This is a genomic window from Paenibacillus dakarensis, from assembly GCF_001373415.1.
Taxonomy (GTDB): Bacteria; Bacillota; Bacilli; order Paenibacillales; family Paenibacillaceae; genus Paenibacillus_AQ; species Paenibacillus_AQ dakarensis.
Genome location: NZ_CDSE01000042.1, coordinates 58,996 through 76,015, shown reverse-complemented (window position 1 = coordinate 76,015; position 17,020 = coordinate 58,996). Strand labels below are relative to the sequence as shown.

The window sequence follows — 17,020 nt, the reverse complement described above, 5'->3', positions numbered from 1 at the left end:
GTCGGAATAGGCAATTGCCTGTCCAAAGCCTATCTGCCCTTAAGGCTTTTTAATATTATTTGTTTAAGAACATAGAGAATAGGGAGTGCAGGAATGATTATCATCAAGACAAAAGAACAGATAGAAAAAATGAATAAAGCCGGCGAGCTGCTTGCTGAATGCCATCGGCGTATTGCCGGAATGATCAAGCCCGGAATTACCACCAATGAGATCGATCAGTTCGTGGAGAGATTCCTGGCCCAGCATGGCGCGCATCCAGAACAGAGGGGGTATCATGGATATCCTTATGCAACTTGTGCATCCGTAAATGATGTCATTTGCCATGGCTTCCCGAGCGATGTCCCGCTGAAGGACGGAGATATCGTAACGATTGACATGGTTGTGAGATTGGACGGATGGCTGGCAGATTCCGCTTGGTCTTATGCTGTCGGAAATATATCGGAGGAAGCGCAGCATCTACTGGATGTAACCAAAAAAGCGCTCTATCTCGGCATTGAGCAGGCGGTAATTGGTAATCGGATAGGCGACATCTCCCATGCGATTCAGGCTTATGCAGAGTCGGAGAATTTATCTGTCGTTCGTCAATTTGTCGGGCACGCGATCGGTCAGGAAATGCATGAAGAACCGCAGGTTCCCCACTATGGTCCTCCACACCGCGGACCTCGTCTGAAGGAAGGTATGGTTATTACGATTGAGCCGATGCTGAACATCGGGACCTATGCCTGCAAGATTGATGCGGATGGTTGGACAGCACGGACGGCTGATGGAAAGCTGTCGGCACAGTATGAGCACACGCTTGCGATTACGAAAGACGGTCCTTTGATTCTTACAGAGCAGAATATCTAGTGCTTTCTTCAACTTTTATATGATGTATGAGTAGATTCCAAGCATTAAACTCTTTATAATAGAATCAATTTTATGGATGAGGGGACCAAACGACATGACGATTAAAAAAGCTTTAACGGTAGCCGGTTCAGATACGAGTGGCGGCGCTGGTATTCAGGCGGATTTGAAGACATTTCAGGAATTAGATGTTTACGGCATGACAGCACTTACCACCATTGTGTGCATGGAGCCTGCAACATGGAACCATCAGGTATTCCCTATAGAGCTTGATGTGGTAGAAACTCAGCTGAAGACGGTCATTGAAGGAATCGGCATAGATGCGATGAAGACGGGGATGCTGGGTTCTGTTGATATTATTGAGCTGGTATCCCAATACATTGATCGTTATAACTTGAACAGGGTAGTCATTGACCCTGTTATGGTATGTAAAGGTACAGATGAAGTGCTGCAGCCTGAAAATACAGAAGCAATGATTGAATTCCTTCTGCCGCGGGCGGATCTGGTCACACCGAATTTATTCGAAGCCTCTCAGCTTGCAAAATGCGGGCCGATTAAAAGTCTGGAGCAAATGCAGGAAGCTGCAGCTGTAATCCACAGCAAGGGAGCCAAGAACGTCCTGATTAAAGACCGCGGTAAAATCCAGGAAGGAAGAGCAATGGACCTTCTGTATGATGGGAATAACTTCGAATGGTTTGAAGCTGAAGCGGTCGTTACCCACTTTACTCATGGTGCAGGCTGCACCTCATCAGCGGCGGTAACGGCGGGTCTGGCAAAAGGTCTTACAGTGCGTGAGGCTGTACAGCAAGCGAAGGTGTTTATCACCAAGGCAATCGCTAACGGCTTCAAGCTGAATGAATTTGTAGGCCCTACACGTCACTCCGCTCATCGCAGCGGGCTGTAGTCCACATCACAACATATAACCAATAACCTGATGCAGTCAAAAGCTGCATTTATACACGGTCAAGGAGCTGTCCTGAGTAGTTTATCTACCAGGGCAGCTCTTTCTTTTATTTTTGATTATATGTACAGTTTCCTGCATATCTATTTATGGTAAGTGTCTTAAAATACATGCGTGATTGAGATGTTAGGCGCCTTCATTCATCATAATGTGATATAATTCAAACAAAGGGTCTGCTGGGGACTTGAGAAATTGTTTTAGGGGTTGAGATATGTTTCAGGACGTATTGGATTTTCTAATGAGGTTTGGTCCATGGGGATTGTTTATTCATGCATTTTTAGATGCAGTGATTTTTCCGATTCCGGCATTTTTTCTGCAGGTTTCTTTAAGCCTTCTGCATCCGTCAACAGCCCTTTGGCTGGCGACTGCCGGCTTTATTGGTTGTCTGCTCGGCACTCCGATCGGTTATTTGATTGGCAAGCTGCTTGGTAAATCAGTGCTTTATAAAATTTTGAAAAAAGAATGGATCGACGCTGCTACAGACAGATTCCAGAAGAATGGTGAAGCGGCCATTCTTGTCGGGTCATTCACACCTATTCCTTTCAAGGTTTTTACCATCCTGTCCGGATGCTTGAACTTCCCGTTATGGCGGTTGATGGCTTACGCTGCAATTGGCAGAGCTACGAAGTTTTATGTTGTGGGAATTCTGTTTTATTTATATGGCCGGTCAGCGGAAGGTATGGTCAAGAATGTCTCCCTTTATATTTTCATCATCGCTGTTCCCTTATTGCTGGCAGGTCTGTATTGGAACCGCAGACGTAAACGGAAACGAAATGAAGCCATTCCGTCTGAGGCTGCTGCAGCTTTAACTGATGCAGTGATTCCAGATCAGCAAACCCCAACGGCATAAATAATCCGAACGTATTATCAATTAAAAATAGTGAAGCAGTCAGGCGAAGCCTGGCTGCTTTTTTTTTGTTGTCCAAACGGTCTGATGAATTCATTCATACCTGCTGAACGAAGAAAAACAGGAGACAGCCGTGATAGGTCAATCTCCTGGGCAAGGTATCGTATGGTGAACGCTGATGATGCAGCTTGGTTAACCTATTTTACCGATTTTGAATATCTTACCGCCCTGATTCGATTCTGCAGCAGGAAGGAATGTTGGGGCAGGGAGAGGAGAGTTCAAATGCTGGGTTAAATAATGATGCAGCGGACCCCGGTATATTTCCTGGAGCTGCGACGAATGGGTGAAGTCTTGGGGTGTAACCAGGTAGGTTGGTTTGTTCACAGGATGCAGCCCGGCTCTTTCAAAGACGGTTGCAACGAAATGGGAACAAAAATAGGCATCGGCCCGATCAATATGAAGCCTGAACAATATTCCGAGAAGTCCAAGCAGATTGTATTTGTAACGATCTTGGTTTCGCATCATTTCTTTAACCAGGTTGTACATCCGCTGATAATCTTCGGGACTGACGGAGCAGCGATAAATAGCGCACTCTGAGGTGTAGAAGAAAGGAGCTCTCAAATTCTCGCGGACCAGACCACCATTGAACGGGTTGTTCGCTTGTTTACGACCGAAGCTGTAAACCTCAAGCAGATCGGAATCAAACGCGATAGATGCGTGATTCAGCGGGGCATTTGTAAAGCACTGGATCATTCTGCTGAACCAGGTTCCCGTGCCCGTAAGCACGATCCAAATATTTTGTTCCGTATACATACTCGCAAACTCCTTTGTTAAACGGTAATACCTATACTTTCTCAATGTTCCTTCTTCTTCCACAATAAACGAAAAGAGTCTCCTATTCAAGTTAAATAAAACCATACTCTTTCAAATCACCCTCTTACTTTGTCAGCCGAATTTAATCGTGATCCTTTTATGAATCGCAGCTTCTCCATCTAAGAAATGAATAAATAAATGCTTGACCGGATGTCTCCTTATACCTACATTATAGAAAGATAAAGGAAGAAGAAGGAGGGGATGTTCATGAGAAGTAATCCATTAATGAATGATCCCAAACGGCGAAAGCTGCTGTTCAGTGCAGGCTTAAGCTGGATGTTTGACGCGATGGATGTCGGTATGATCTCTTTTGTTGTGGCTGCGCTGGCTTCGGAATGGTCGCTAAGCTCACAGCAAGTAGGTCTGCTGACAAGCACCACTTCGGTCGGGATGGCATTTGGCGCAGCCCTTGCGGGTTTCTTTGCAGACAAGTATGGAAGGAAGAATATCCTGCTGTGGACACTGCTTATCTTTTCGATAGCCAGCGGATTATCCGCTCTCGCGACAGGATTTGTTATGCTGTGCATACTTCGTTTTATTGCAGGATTCGGATTGGGGGGAGAACTGCCGGTAGCCTCAACACTCGTATCGGAGAGCATGCCTGTGGAGGAGCGGGGGCGAGCTGTCGTTCTCCTTGAGAGCTTCTGGGCGGCAGGCTGGATTCTGTCTGCGCTTATCGCTTATTTCGTAATCCCGGATTATGGATGGAAGATGGCGTTTGTCATCGGGGCCTTGCCTGTATTCTATGCTCTCTACCTTCGCAGGGCCATTGAGGATTCACCCCGGTATATACAGCAGAAGAAGGAGCAGCGGTTAACGTTTATTCAGCGGGTTCAATCCGTCTGGTCTCAAGAACACCGCAAAACAACGATTATGCTGTGGCTGCTCTGGTTTACCGTTGTCTTTTCTTACTACGGAATGTTCTTATGGCTGCCAACAGTTATGGTTGATAAGGGATTCAGCCTGGTCAGAAGCTTTCAGTATGTGCTGATCATGACGCTTGCCCAACTGCCAGGCTATTTCACTGCCGCCTATTTCATTGAGAAATGGGGACGCAAGTTTGTGCTGGTTGTCTATTTGATCTGTACTGCGCTTAGTGCCATATGGTTCGGTTATGCAGATTCGATTGGAGAACTGCTGGCTGCAGGCATAAGTCTTTCATTCTTTAATCTGGGCGCCTGGGGAGGGCTTTACGCCTACAGTCCGGAATTATATCCAACTCGTGTACGTTCGACCGGTGTTGGGCTTGCAACCTCCTTCGGCCGGATCGGCGGAGTCATTGCACCCTTGCTGGTTGGTGTACTGAAGGGGAATGGAACGAGTATTGAATCCATATTCATGATGTTTTTTGTTACGATTCTCATTGGTGTCGCTGGTGTTTTGTTGTGGGGCAAGGAAACAAAAGGCCGTGAGCTAGCTGATTAGTGAGTATACAAGAACCCCCGTATGGTCCGGTTTAAGGGATCACACGGGGGTTCTGTGTTATACAATACTTAAACTTCCATGATGGAAGGCATGATATATGGACTGCGTCCAAGCTCTCGTTTGAAATAACGTGTCAATGAAGTGGTTGTCATGTGCTCCCAAGCAGCACGATCATACTCTCGCTGTTCTCCTGCCTTGTTAAGCTGTTTGCGAAGCATGGCTTCAGCTCGTCTTAGAAGAGGCTTGGAATCCTGCATGTATACGAATCCACGCGTGATAAGCTCAGGTCCTGCCAGCAGCTTTCGTGTTTCCGGATCGATCGTAATCGCGACGATAACAACACCGTCATGAGCGAGCTGAACACGCTCCTCCAGCAGTTCTTTTTCATGGGTGCGCAGCTCGCCATTATTAATGTAAACATCGCCTGAAGGAATATTACGGCCTTTTCGTGCTCCGTTACGGAACAGTGACAGGGTATTGCCGATGTTTAGCAGATATATATTGTTCTCTTTGACACCGACCTGAACGGCCAGGTTGCGATGGCTCAGCATCATCCGGTACTCGCCATGAATGGGCATGAAATATTTAGGGCGCAAGCAGCTCAGCATAAGCTTTAAATCTTCCTTGCAGCCGTGTCCTGACGTATGGATATCCAGAACGGAACCGTAACGAACCTCTGCGCCGGCACGCATCAACAGGTCAATACTGCGATTCACGTTCTGTGTATTGCCCGGGATGGGTGAAGACGAGAAGATCACGGTATCGTCCGGATGGATCTGAATTGCCCGGTGAGCTCCGGTTGCAATTCGGGTGAGTGCCGCATTCGGCTCCCCCTGGCTGCCGGTACAAATAATGAGCACCTGCTCGTCGCGGTAGCGGTTGATTGCTTTAACGTCAATGATCATACCGTCAGGAACCCGAATATAACCGAGTTCTTGTCCAATCAGAAATACTTTTTCCATACTGCGGCCTACGATGGCAATCTTTCGGTTCGTCTGAATTGCTGCATCGACGACTTGCTGCAGGCGATGCACATTGGAAGCGAAGGTTGCGAATAAAATCCGGCCCGGGCACTCCCAAAACTGCTTCAAGATGGATTCACCAACGGTTCGCTCGGAAGGAGTGAAGCCGTCCCGCTCACTATTCGTGCTATCTGCGAGAAGTGCAAGTACTCCCCGCTTGCCGATACTCAATATTTTATGCAGATCCGCTGGCTTATCCTCCGGGGTGAAATCAAATTTAAAGTCTCCTGTATGAACGATCGGGCCATAAGGCGTTTCAACAACGATACCGAAAGCATCAGGAATACTATGCGTTGTCCGGAAGAAATGGACGGAAAGATGTTTGAATGATATCGTTTCACTTTCATGAAAGATCCGCAGATCGCTTTGATCCAGCAGCCGATGCTCTTCCAGCTTGGCTCGTACCAGTCCGATGGTTAAAGGTCCGCCGTATATCGGTAATTGCAGTTGGCGAAGCACATAAGGAATCGCTCCGATATGATCTTCGTGGCCGTGTGTAAGGAAAAGTCCTTTTACTTTATGCTTGTTGTCAATCAGATAACGAATATCCGGAATAATATAATCTACACCGCTCATTTCAGCGTCCGGAAATTTCAATCCGGCATCGATAATAATAATTTCATTTTTGAATTCAACGCCATACATATTTTTACCGATTTCACCAAGGCCGCCGAGTGCAAAAATGCGGACAGGCGGTGATGATGGCTTCGATTTTTTGGATGGGGCTGACTGAATCTTTTCAGTTAAAAGGGGCTTAGACATAATGTAGAAGAATTCCTCTCTATGGTAATTAAGGGCAAATGCCCAAGTATTTGTGAATAATGACAAGTATCATAACTAAGATAGCAGAAAGCAATGCTTTAATGAAATGTTCCCTGAAGTTCATTTCCATATAAATGATAAGGGACAGTCACCTATTCTCCTCTTTTTTATAATCTGTAGAAAGAGGAGGGCAGACTATGGTGAAGCTATATAAGCTGGACGAGATTTTACAAGGTTCAGACTCTCGAGAACCTTGGCAGCTTGATGCCGTCCATAAATGGAAGATGAAGATGACAGACCGGGATTTGAAATTCCCCTGTATTCCGGCTGTTCTTGGATTTACATTGAATCATCTAAGGTACGGATTCATCGGGCCAGCAGAAGAGAATGACGCAGCGAAGCAGCTGGCTGACTTATTGCAGTGCTTTGGGGAACATTCCAGAACGTTCGGTCCTTATACATCGCTTGTCGTATTTATTCATGCAAAATCAGAAGCGCAGCACAGGGAAGGAATGGATTATTACGAACAATTATTTTGGTCCCTGCTTAGCTGTGCGACAGAGTTTGATCGTAAGCCTTGGCCTGTCCATGTGCCGGATGATCCATCCGAGCATCTATGGGAATTTTGTTACGGTGGTGAACCTTATTTCGTATACTGTGGAACGCCTGCACACACGCTAAGACGGAGCCGGAGTTTCCCTTATATGGTCCTGGCTTTCACACCGCGCTGGGTATTGAACCAATTTAACGCAGCACCTTTGCGGGCAGAGAAGACCAAGCAGATGATCCGAAAACGGCTTCATGCTTATGATCCAGTTCCTCCACACCCGGATTTGAATCTCTATGGGGCAGAAGACAACTACGAATGGAGACAGTATTTTTTACATGACAGCGAGGACTCCCTGCCGGTTTGCCCATTTGCGCGTATGTATCGAAAGTATGAAAACAAGACGTAATTTTATGATAATGAACCATTACTGATTGTATTGTTTAAATGCACAAATCCATATTGTGCTGAATTCACCGTGCTCATAAAAATTGATCTTATTTCAGTGTAACATTTTTAAGCTGAGGTGTGGAGGAGGAAAGTAATTTATTATTTATTTCGAAATTCTGAAGGAGTGCTGTTCATAAATTTACGAAATACCCGAACAAAATAACTGATATGTCCGAATCCGACATTCATGGCAATGTCGGATATTTTGTGTTCCGGCTGTCTGAGAAGCTCTGCCGCTTGCCGAACCCGATACGAGTTAATATAGTCAACCGGGGTTTGTCCGGTCATCGACTTGAAGAACCGGCAGAATTGCCCCTCACTCATGGGGATGAGGCCTGCAAGCTCACTTAGCCGGATCGGCTGATGATAATGATTCTGTATATAAGCGATAACTTTCTTGAGCCGCTCGATTCGGGTGACGTCACCTGCATCGGTCCGGCTTCGATTGCACAGCAAGTCCGCCTCGGCCGCTTTAGATAGCATGAGAAACAGATGTCCCTTGATCGCCGCTTGGTAACCTGGAGGATGTGCCTTGCTGAGGGATATCATTTCCGTTATATGTGTGAGCAATTGATCATGCTCCCCGGGTTTGATCAGCCTCGGAAGCGTTGCCCTTCTTTCTTGAAAGGGAAGCACAATCGTTTGCTGAATAAGATCGTAGCCTGCACTGGTCAGTATCCCTGCATCAAATACAAGGGCGCAGAATGAGCAGCCCTGGTCACCCCGGGCATGACCTGTATGAATATCGCCCCCGTCGATAAATATGGATTCCCCCGATTTCACAGGTACGTATTCGGTGTCGATTTGAAAGAAAACCTCGCCTTCAAGCACGGTGAAAATTTCACATTCCTTATGCCAGTGAGAGTCTACAACATGCGCTCCTGGAGCGAAATGATACCAGTATGCTCCAAACGGAAAGCTCTCATCTCCATGCTGCTGACTCTCCTGAAGAGAGAGCCTTATGCTCTGATCCATGGTCTTATCAGCTCCTGTTGAAATATAGACCCCTTATATAAAACGTCAAAATAGTGCTATAAACAAATCGAATATTGTTAGTTTTAATAATTACATATCAGTATAATGACATTAAAACGCTTACAATTCAATGCTAAAACATAGAAGGGCGGCAACGTTTATGAAATTTACCGATGGCAACTGGATGATTCGCGAGGGATATTCCGTTTCAGGTGCTGTGCAAGCCTATGATTTTACGGTGAAAGATAACCAATTAACAGCTTATGCTTCCACTACCCACATTCCAAACCGCGGTAACATGATAAATACACAACTCATTACTGTACAATTCCATTCCCCGGCACCCGGAGTGATTGGAGTAAAACTTATTCATTACGCAGGAGTAAGAGAGATGGGTCCGAATTTTGAACTAAGCAAGGGCAGCGGTGATCATGTTGTAATTGAAGAGAATGAACAGGAAGCTGTACTCCGCAGTGGAAATCTGAGTGTCGTTATCCGCAAAGGACCGGAATGGTCTGTTCATTTCTACCGCGGAGGAGAACGTATAACAGGCAGCGGCCCAAAATCGATTGCGCATATCGAGGAGCAGCGTGGACAGACGTATATGCGTGAGGAGCTTGATTTGGGCGTTGGGGAATGGGTTTATGGGCTGGGTGAACGATTTACACCTTTTGTAAAGAATGGTCAGACGGTGGACATCTGGAACGCCGATGGAGGCACCAGCTCCGAACAGGCATATAAGAATATTCCTTTCTATATCACGAATAAAGGCTACGGCGTATTTGTGAACCAGCCGGATTTGGTATCATTCGAAGTAGCTTCGGAGAAGGTGAAGAAGGTTCAGTTCAGTGTTCAGGGTGAATCGCTTGAGTACTTCATCATTGATGGACCGGATCCTAAAGGTGTACTGGAGAAATACACGGACTTAACCGGAAAGCCGGCGCTTCCGCCTGCATGGACCTTTGGTCTTTGGCTATCAACTTCATTCACGACTCAGTATGACGAGAAGACGGTAAATTCTTTTGTAGACGGTATGCTTGAACGTGACATCCCGCTGCATGTGTTCCATTTCGATTGCTTCTGGATGAAGGGATTTCATTGGACGGATTTCCAGTGGGACAATGATGTTTTCCCTGATCCGAAAGGCATGCTTGACCGTTTAAAGGAGAAGGGGCTGAAAATCTGCGTATGGATCAATCCGTACATCGCCCAGCGCTCACGCCTGTTTGAAGAAGGTGTCGCTAACGGGTATTTTGTAAAAAAAGAAAACGGGGACGTGTGGCAGTGGAATATGTGGCAGCCAGGAATGGCTCTTGTCGATTTCACCAATCCGGAGGCATGTGAATGGTTTGCAGGGTATCTGCGCGATCTGGCGGATATGGGCGTGGACAGCTTCAAGACGGATTTCGGCGAGCGTATCCCTACAGATGGCATCGTGTATTACGATGGGTCGGATCCGCACAAAATGCACAACTACTATACCCAGCTCTACAATAAAGTTGTATTTGACGTTCTCGTTGAGAAATTTGGCAAAAATGAAGCCGCGGTATTCGCACGCTCAGCAACGGTAGGCGGACAGCAATTTCCTGTTCACTGGGGAGGAGACTGTTATGCTGATTATGAGTCGATGGCCGAAAGTCTGCGCGGCGGATTGTCTTTGGGTCTGGGCGGCTTCGGTTTCTGGAGCCATGATATCGGGGGCTTCGAGAACACGGCACCTGCACATGTGTTCAAGCGCTGGTTGGCGTTTGGCTTGTTATCCAGTCATAGCCGTCTGCATGGCAGCACCTCTTACCGGGTGCCTTGGGCTTATGACGATGAGGCTGTTGAAGTTACCCGTTTCTTCACTAAACTCAAATGCAGTCTAATGCCGTATCTGTTCAATACCGCCGTTCAAGCATCTGAGCTCGGTGTTCCAAGTATGCGTGCCATGCTGCTGGAATTCCCGGATGATCCTGCTGTAGAAATGCTGGACCGACAGTATATGCTTGGTGATTCGATTCTGGTAGCGCCAATATTCAGTGAAAAGGGAGAGGTAACTTATTATCTTCCGGATGGACGCTGGACGCATCTTCTTACAGGTGAAACGGTGAAAGGGGGGGCATGGAGAAAAGAAACATATGATTTCTTGAGCCTTCCGCTCTTTGTACGCGATAATTCCCTGCTTGCGCTTGGCAGTGTGGACAGCCGTCCGGATTATGATTTTGCCACAGACGTTCAGCTCGGTCTGTATGCGCTTGAGGATGGTAAGAAAGCTCAGGCTGCGGTGCGGAATACGAAGGGCGAGGTTGAGTTGACTGTTTATGCCGCACGCGAGGGCAACCGGATTACATTCGAGGCAGATGGTGTCGGCAAGCCATTCTCTGTCAAGTTTTATGGAATGGAAGCCATCGCTTCGGTCGAAGGAAACCATGTGAGTGAATCCGGAGGCGTGATTAAAATGGTTGAAGGATTTAATCAGGGTTCGTTTACAGTAACTTTGCAAGCTTAATAATTAGCATTATGAATTAGACAATATTAATAGTGAATAAGCCTGGCTTTGCAGTTAAACGCAGCAGCCGGGCTTGTTGCACATTTTATTCATTATCATCCTAGACTTGAATCTAAGATATAATTGTTCTGTGGAAAGCGCTCACAGCTTCCGCAATTTCAAAGACGGGAGCGAAACAGGGACCATGGCATCCTTTTTCATTCAGTTTATGAATGATATGAAAATTCGTAACAAGCTGATTTTTTCTTTTATTGTGGTTGTATTTGTACCCTTTGCGATCGTAGGTATATTTCTGACAGGTGAACTTAGGCGGGGTGCTTTTGATAATGCACTTGAGCAAGCTTCGCAAAATGTTGAGCGGGTCAAAAAACGCACACTCGAGGTCGTGAATGTGGCTGATGATCTCTCATATCGATTTTCCTATGATAAGCGCCTCAAAAGCGTGGCTAATCAGCAGTATGAAAGTGTATTTGACGTGGTTCGCGCTTACCGCGAATATCCCGACTTGAATCAAGCCATAGAGATGTATAAAGAAATATCCAACATTCGTTTTTACAGTAATAATAAGACGATGCTGAACAACTGGGAATTCATTTATCCGGAGAAGAACATCAAGCAGAGTGACTGGTACCAAGCAGCATCATTAAATATAGGTCTGATCTATTGGGACTATATTATCGATGAACGGGATCAGAAGAAATACCTGAGCCTTATTAAGGGTGTAGATCTTGGAAGCAAGGATAACCGCGGTGTAATCGTAATTAATGTCAATTCCGCTTTACTTAATACGATCCTGAGTCAGGAGGCTTTTGACACCATCCTTGTGGACAGCAAGAACAACATTGTAGCCTCTAATCGTCCGGATCTTTACGGGAAGACGCTGGCTAATATCAAGGATAGCTCGGGCGTTGTTTATAACCGAAGCGGTACCTATGAATCGGTTATTGATGGTGAAGCCTCCAAAGTACTGATCGAACCTTTGAAGCCAGCTTTGAATTCGGAAGGATTAAGAATTATTTCGATTTTCTCAATTGACAGCATTATGAAAGACGTAAATCGGACCAATAAGCTGGCAATGACGGTGATTATAATCAGTTTGATTCTTGCCATTATTCTTATATACAGCTTCTCATCGATGATATCCGGCCGCTTGCTGCATCTAAGCAAACATATTTCCAAGGTGGGTATAGGGAACTTGGGAATTGCGATGGAGATAGACGGCAAGGATGAGATCGGCCAGCTGTCACGCCAGTTTAATTCAATGGTACGCAGTGTGAATGACCTGATGAATGAAGTGCAGGACTCTAACGAGCAGAAGAGGATGCTTGAGCAAAAGCAGAATGAAATCAAGTTCAAAATGATGGCTAGCCAGATCAATCCTCACTTTTTGTTTAATGCACTGGAATCCATTCGAATGGAAGCTCATTTGAAAGGAGAAACCGAAATTGCTCATGTGGTTCGCCTGCTTGGCAAGATGATGAGGAACAATCTGGAGATCGGAAGCGGAAAGATCACGATCCAGGATGAGGTCGAAATGGTTCAGTGTTATCTGGATATTCAGAAATTCAGATATGAGGATCGCTTAATTTTTGAACTCGATATAGATGAGAAGGCAAGAGCGGTCCAAATTCCGCCGCTGATCATTCAACCACTTGTGGAGAATGCCGTTATTCACGGCATGGATAATAAGCAGGAGAGTACAACCATTTGTGTGAGGGCAGTGGCTTACGAAGATCTTATTATGATTTCGGTTGCGGATAACGGGGCAGGTATAGAACCGGATCGACTTGAGAATCTGCGCATTTATTTAAATGAACCGGATGAAATTGAGGGGGGGCGGATCGGGCTTCGAAATGTTCACGTTCGGCTGCAGCTGACTTATGGAACCCGTCACGGGCTGCATATTGAAAGCATGCCGGGCATTGGAACGACCATCCAATTCAGTATTCCAACAGGAGGTAAGACAGATGATTAAGGTACTGATCGTAGATGATGAGCCCAAACTTCGTGAGGGTCTGAAGAGCATCATTGCGTGGGATGAACTGGGAATTGAAATTGTAGACACAGCTGCAAATGGCAGTGAAGCGCTGGAGAAACACAAGCTCTATGCCCCTGATATTATGATCGTGGATATCCGGATGCCCGGCATGGATGGACTGCAGCTAATTGGGTCCATTCGTGCGGTGGATACTAAGGTTCGTCTGCTGATTCTAAGCGGTTATGCTGATTTTGATTACGCTCAGAGAGCTATTACCCACCGTGTGAATGGTTATTTGCTAAAGCCTGTAGATGAAGAGGAATTAACAGCGCATCTCGTTCAGATAAAGGAAGTGGTTGAACAGGAGCAGTCAGGAAGCCCAATAAACAAAGACGTTATGGAGGGAAATCGCGAACAGTTCATTCGAGCTCTCATCACAGAAGAAGGCTTATCCGAAGGGTGGCTTCAGAGTGCTGAGCGGTTAGGTTTAGCATGGGAAAATTATCAGGTTCTTCTCATTCACATTCATGACTTTGATGATGCTCCGCCCGGTCAGGAACCGGATGTCCAATTGAAGCGGAAGCTGATCGAAGCTTTCGAGAAGAAGGGCAGAGGGGTAGTATTCACGAAAAAATCCTATATCGGTATGTTGCTGCCATTTCGGGTTTATACGCAGAATGGACGTGAGGAATTGTTTCATGAGCTTCATCTTGCGGCTGGCGAGGCAGGGGTATCCATTACTTCTGCTGCAGGCTTACATGTCCGGCGAATAGATCGCATATCCGAATCTTATCGCTCGGCCCGAGAGATGATACGGCAGCGTTTTTTCTATCATTCCGGTGAACTGCTGTTTCCTGGTGCGGAGCGGTTTGGTTGTGATATGAATCCTCATGGGGAGCACAGCTATGATCCTGGCCTGTATACGGAGCAGCTATATTATGCGGTGGATATTGGAAATATTGAAGTTCTCAAAACTATCGTACAATCAGCGGCATGTGCAATGATCCAGGAAGAGTTTACGGAAGAGAAGATCAGGAACTCCTTCATGGAGCTGTTAACCGGAGTGCACAGCAAATTGACGCAGCATCATCCTGAACTTCAATCCCGAATCCAGGAACGCACGGATCAAATTACAGCAGTATACCGTCAGCCTTGTGTGTACGATCTCTGTCATCATTCGGTTCAGGTCCTCGAAGAGCTCATGTGGCAAGCCGACAATGGCGGTCGCGAGCAGGAAATGAAACGAATCATTGATTTGATCCATCGAAATTATAGTGAACCGATCAAACTGGAAACACTGGCTGCCGTCTTTAATTACAATAGTGCCTATTTAGGTAAGATGTTCAAAAGCACAACGGGCGAATACTTTAATACCTATCTGGATAAAGTGCGGATCGATAAGGCGAAGGCGCTACTGAAAAAAGGCATGAAGGTGTATCAAGTCGCTGAGAAAGTCGGCTATTCCAACGTCGATTATTTTCATAGCAAATTTAAGAAATACGTCGGCATCTCACCGACAAATTACCGCAAAGAGGCGGAAATGTAAGGATTGTAAAAATAAAGGTCGAAAAAGGCTCCGCAGGAGCCCAACTTCGACCTTTTTATTGTCCCCCCACCCCACTCAGGAGATTTGGGGGAAGCTTTTTTTGATGGGGCATCTGCACGAAGCAGCGAAGGGGACGAAACGATTCCGGACAAGCGAAGCGATTGCCTTTGTGCTCCAATTTCCTCCTCGAATAAAAATTAATTCAGGAAATTGGAGCACAACAGCAATGGGAGGAATGGTTCGTACCCGCAGCGCCTCACACCAGAAAAATGCACCTCGCACCGGAAAAAGAGACGCCCCCTCAAATCTCTAATTTCTATATGATTTTTCAGCCAATCCTTCGGGTATCGCCGGGGTTCCGCATGAATTATCATCAAGATATAGAAGAGAGGAGGGGTCGATTTGAAAGCGGTAACAACTACAGAAGAGAGCATTCAACCTGCCGCAAAGAAGAAAAAGAAGAGAGGATTCTGGGCCACCTTCAAGGAGCAGAAAATTTTATACGGAATGTCCGTTCCTTTCCTTATCATTGTACTTGTATTCAACTACCTGCCGGTTTGGGGATGGCTTATGGCATTCCAGAATTACAGGCCTGGTAAAGGAATCTTTGAGCAAAAGTGGGTAGGGTTCGATCACTTCATTACTCTATTCTCGGATGAGAAGTTTTATATGGTTTTAAGAAATACATTGGCTATGAGCTTTTTGGGCCTTATCGCAGGGTTCACGATTCCCATTCTTTTTGCAGTACTTTTAAACGAACTTCGTGGAAGCGTATTCAAAAGGACGGTACAGACCATCTCCTACCTTCCCCACTTCGTATCCTGGGTCGTTGTAGCCGGGATTGTGACCAAAATGCTGTCCGTTGATGGAGGGGCGGTTAACCAGCTCCTCATGGCCATCGGTGTGATTGACCAGCCGATTCAGTTTATGGCAAAAGGGAACTGGTTCTGGTACATCGTAACGAGTGCAGATCTGTGGAAAGAGATGGGCTGGAGCGCAATTATATATCTTGCAGCCATTACAGGGATCGATCAGGAGCAGTATGAAGCAGCCCGTGTCGATGGAGCAAGCCGGATCAGACAGATTTGGAACATTACGCTTCCAAGTATCGCCCCAACGATTGCGATCCTGCTTATCATGTCGATTGGACATTTGATCAGTATTGGCTTTGAGAAGCAGTTCCTGCTTGGCAACCCGCTCGTCGTTGATTATTCGCAAGTATTAGACCTGTACGCACTGAATTATGGTCTTGGCATGGGGCGCTTCTCCTTTGGTACAGCGATTGGAATGTTCAACTCGATCGTAAGTATTATTCTGCTCTTTGTCGCTAACGGTGTGTTCAAAAAATTCACGAAGCAATCCATTATGTAGGAGGAGGGTGACAACATGGCTCGTTCCAAAGCATTTAAACCGACGCTCTCCGACCGGGTGTTTGATACAGCCAACTATACATTTATGGCCATTGTTATGATTGTTACACTGTATCCGTTTCTGAACGTACTTGCGATTTCTTTAAATGATTCAGTTGATACCGTGCGAGGCGGAATATATATCTGGCCGCGGCAATTCACATTAGAGAACTATGCTCAGATTTTTAAATACGAAGGACTTTTGACAGGAGCGAAGATCACTCTGCTTCGGACGGCAATCGGTACACTGCTCGGGCTGCTAAGCGGAACGATGCTGGGTTATGTACTTAGCCGGGTAGACTTCCAGGGAAGAAAGTTTATGTCTGTGTTTCTGGCTCTGACGATGTACTTCTCTGGCGGTATGATTCCGATATTCATCCTGATCCGGGATATGCACATGATGAACTCATTCCTTGTATATGTTATTCCGGGTATGGTCAGTGCGTTTAACGTGTTCGTAATCCGGTCGTTTATCGACGGCCTTCCATATTCACTGCAGGAGTCAGCCAAACTGGATGGAGCGAATGACTTTAAGATTTACTATAAAATCATCCTTCCGCTCTGCAGTCCGGTCATTGCGACGATCGCGCTGTTCCTGGCTGTCGGCCAGTGGAACTCATGGTTCGATACGTATCTGTATAACGGATCAGCTCCTCATCTGACAACACTGCAGTATGAATTAATGAAAGTGCTTCAGAGCACCACCCAGGGGGCGGGCGGCAAGGTCGCTGGCCAGAATATAGCGGAGCAGATCAAGCAGGTTTCGCCAGAATCCATCAAGATGGCGATTACCATCGTGGTAACCGTTCCGATCTTACTTGTATATCCGTTCCTGCAAAAATATTTTGTTAAAGGCATGACCTTGGGTGCTGTAAAAAGTTAAGTTCAGGT

The 17,020-nt window shown here is 46.2% G+C and carries 13 protein-coding genes; 10 read left to right on the top strand and 3 right to left on the bottom strand.

All coding sequences use genetic code 11. The annotated features are described in order from the left end of the window. Nucleotides 1–93: 93 nt before the first annotated feature. From map to BN1234_RS12160, 3 genes are all read left to right on the top strand, one after another. Entirely contained in the window at nucleotides 94–846 is a 753-nt protein-coding gene (gene map, locus BN1234_RS12170; RefSeq protein WP_054956933.1) for a type I methionyl aminopeptidase, read from the top strand. A 94-nt stretch (nucleotides 847–940) separates the two neighbouring features. After that, complete coding sequence (gene pdxK, locus BN1234_RS12165; RefSeq protein WP_054956932.1) at nucleotides 941–1,747, top strand: pyridoxine/pyridoxal/pyridoxamine kinase; 807 nt, start codon at nucleotides 941–943, stop codon at nucleotides 1,745–1,747. A gap of 268 nt (nucleotides 1,748–2,015) precedes the next feature. Further along, nucleotides 2,016–2,654: a YqaA family protein gene (locus BN1234_RS12160; RefSeq protein ID WP_054956931.1), complete on the top strand. Its 639-nt coding sequence runs from the start codon at nucleotides 2,016–2,018 to the stop codon at nucleotides 2,652–2,654. A 189-nt stretch (nucleotides 2,655–2,843) separates the two neighbouring features. On the opposite strand, the gene BN1234_RS12155 is transcribed toward BN1234_RS12160, so the two are convergent. After that, nucleotides 2,844–3,464 (bottom strand): hypothetical protein, encoded by a 621-nt coding sequence (locus BN1234_RS12155; RefSeq protein WP_054956930.1) that lies wholly within the window; start codon nucleotides 3,462–3,464, stop codon nucleotides 2,844–2,846. Between the two features lie 267 nt (nucleotides 3,465–3,731). Between BN1234_RS12155 and BN1234_RS12150 the strand changes: the two genes are divergently transcribed. After that, on the top strand, nucleotides 3,732–4,949 hold the full coding sequence (locus BN1234_RS12150; RefSeq protein WP_054956929.1) for an MFS transporter: 1,218 nt from the start codon (nucleotides 3,732–3,734) through the stop codon (nucleotides 4,947–4,949). A 68-nt stretch (nucleotides 4,950–5,017) separates the two neighbouring features. Here BN1234_RS12150 and rnjA read toward each other — a convergent pair whose 3' ends face one another. After that, nucleotides 5,018–6,733, bottom strand: a complete 1,716-nt coding sequence (gene rnjA / locus BN1234_RS12145) for a ribonuclease J1 (protein ID WP_054956928.1) — start codon at nucleotides 6,731–6,733, stop codon at nucleotides 5,018–5,020. Between the two features lie 197 nt (nucleotides 6,734–6,930). On the opposite strand from rnjA, the gene BN1234_RS12140 reads away from it, so the two are divergent. Continuing rightward, nucleotides 6,931–7,689, top strand: coding sequence for a YqcI/YcgG family protein (locus BN1234_RS12140; RefSeq protein WP_054956927.1), 759 nt, complete (start codon nucleotides 6,931–6,933; stop codon nucleotides 7,687–7,689). 140 nt (nucleotides 7,690–7,829) lie between these two features. Here the strand turns inward: BN1234_RS12140 and BN1234_RS12135 are convergent, their stop codons facing one another. Beyond that, nucleotides 7,830–8,705 carry a helix-turn-helix transcriptional regulator gene (locus BN1234_RS12135; RefSeq protein WP_054956926.1) on the bottom strand — a complete coding sequence of 292 codons (876 nt, stop codon included), beginning with the start codon at nucleotides 8,703–8,705 and terminating at the stop codon, nucleotides 7,830–7,832. A gap of 160 nt (nucleotides 8,706–8,865) precedes the next feature. Here BN1234_RS12135 and yicI point away from each other — a divergent pair, with 160 nt between their 5' ends. From yicI to BN1234_RS12105, 5 genes are all read left to right on the top strand, one after another. Continuing rightward, nucleotides 8,866–11,196, top strand: coding sequence for an alpha-xylosidase (gene yicI / locus BN1234_RS12130; RefSeq protein WP_054956925.1), 2,331 nt, complete (start codon nucleotides 8,866–8,868; stop codon nucleotides 11,194–11,196). 184 nt (nucleotides 11,197–11,380) lie between these two features. Further along, nucleotides 11,381–13,171: a cache domain-containing sensor histidine kinase gene (locus BN1234_RS12125; protein ID WP_054956924.1), complete on the top strand. Its 1,791-nt coding sequence runs from the start codon at nucleotides 11,381–11,383 to the stop codon at nucleotides 13,169–13,171. After that, nucleotides 13,164–14,720, top strand: coding sequence for a response regulator transcription factor (locus tag BN1234_RS12120; protein WP_054956923.1), 1,557 nt, complete (start codon nucleotides 13,164–13,166; stop codon nucleotides 14,718–14,720). The genes BN1234_RS12125 and BN1234_RS12120 overlap by 8 nt, the downstream gene beginning before the upstream one ends. 402 nt (nucleotides 14,721–15,122) lie before the next feature. Beyond that, complete coding sequence (locus BN1234_RS12110) at nucleotides 15,123–16,091, top strand: ABC transporter permease (RefSeq protein WP_054956921.1); 969 nt, start codon at nucleotides 15,123–15,125, stop codon at nucleotides 16,089–16,091. Nucleotides 16,092–16,106: 15 nt separating this feature from the next. After that, the gene (locus BN1234_RS12105; RefSeq protein ID WP_054956920.1) at nucleotides 16,107–17,012 is read left to right on the top strand and encodes a carbohydrate ABC transporter permease; all 906 of its coding nucleotides are present in this window, start codon (nucleotides 16,107–16,109) and stop codon (nucleotides 17,010–17,012) included. Nucleotides 17,013–17,020 lie beyond the last annotated feature (8 nt).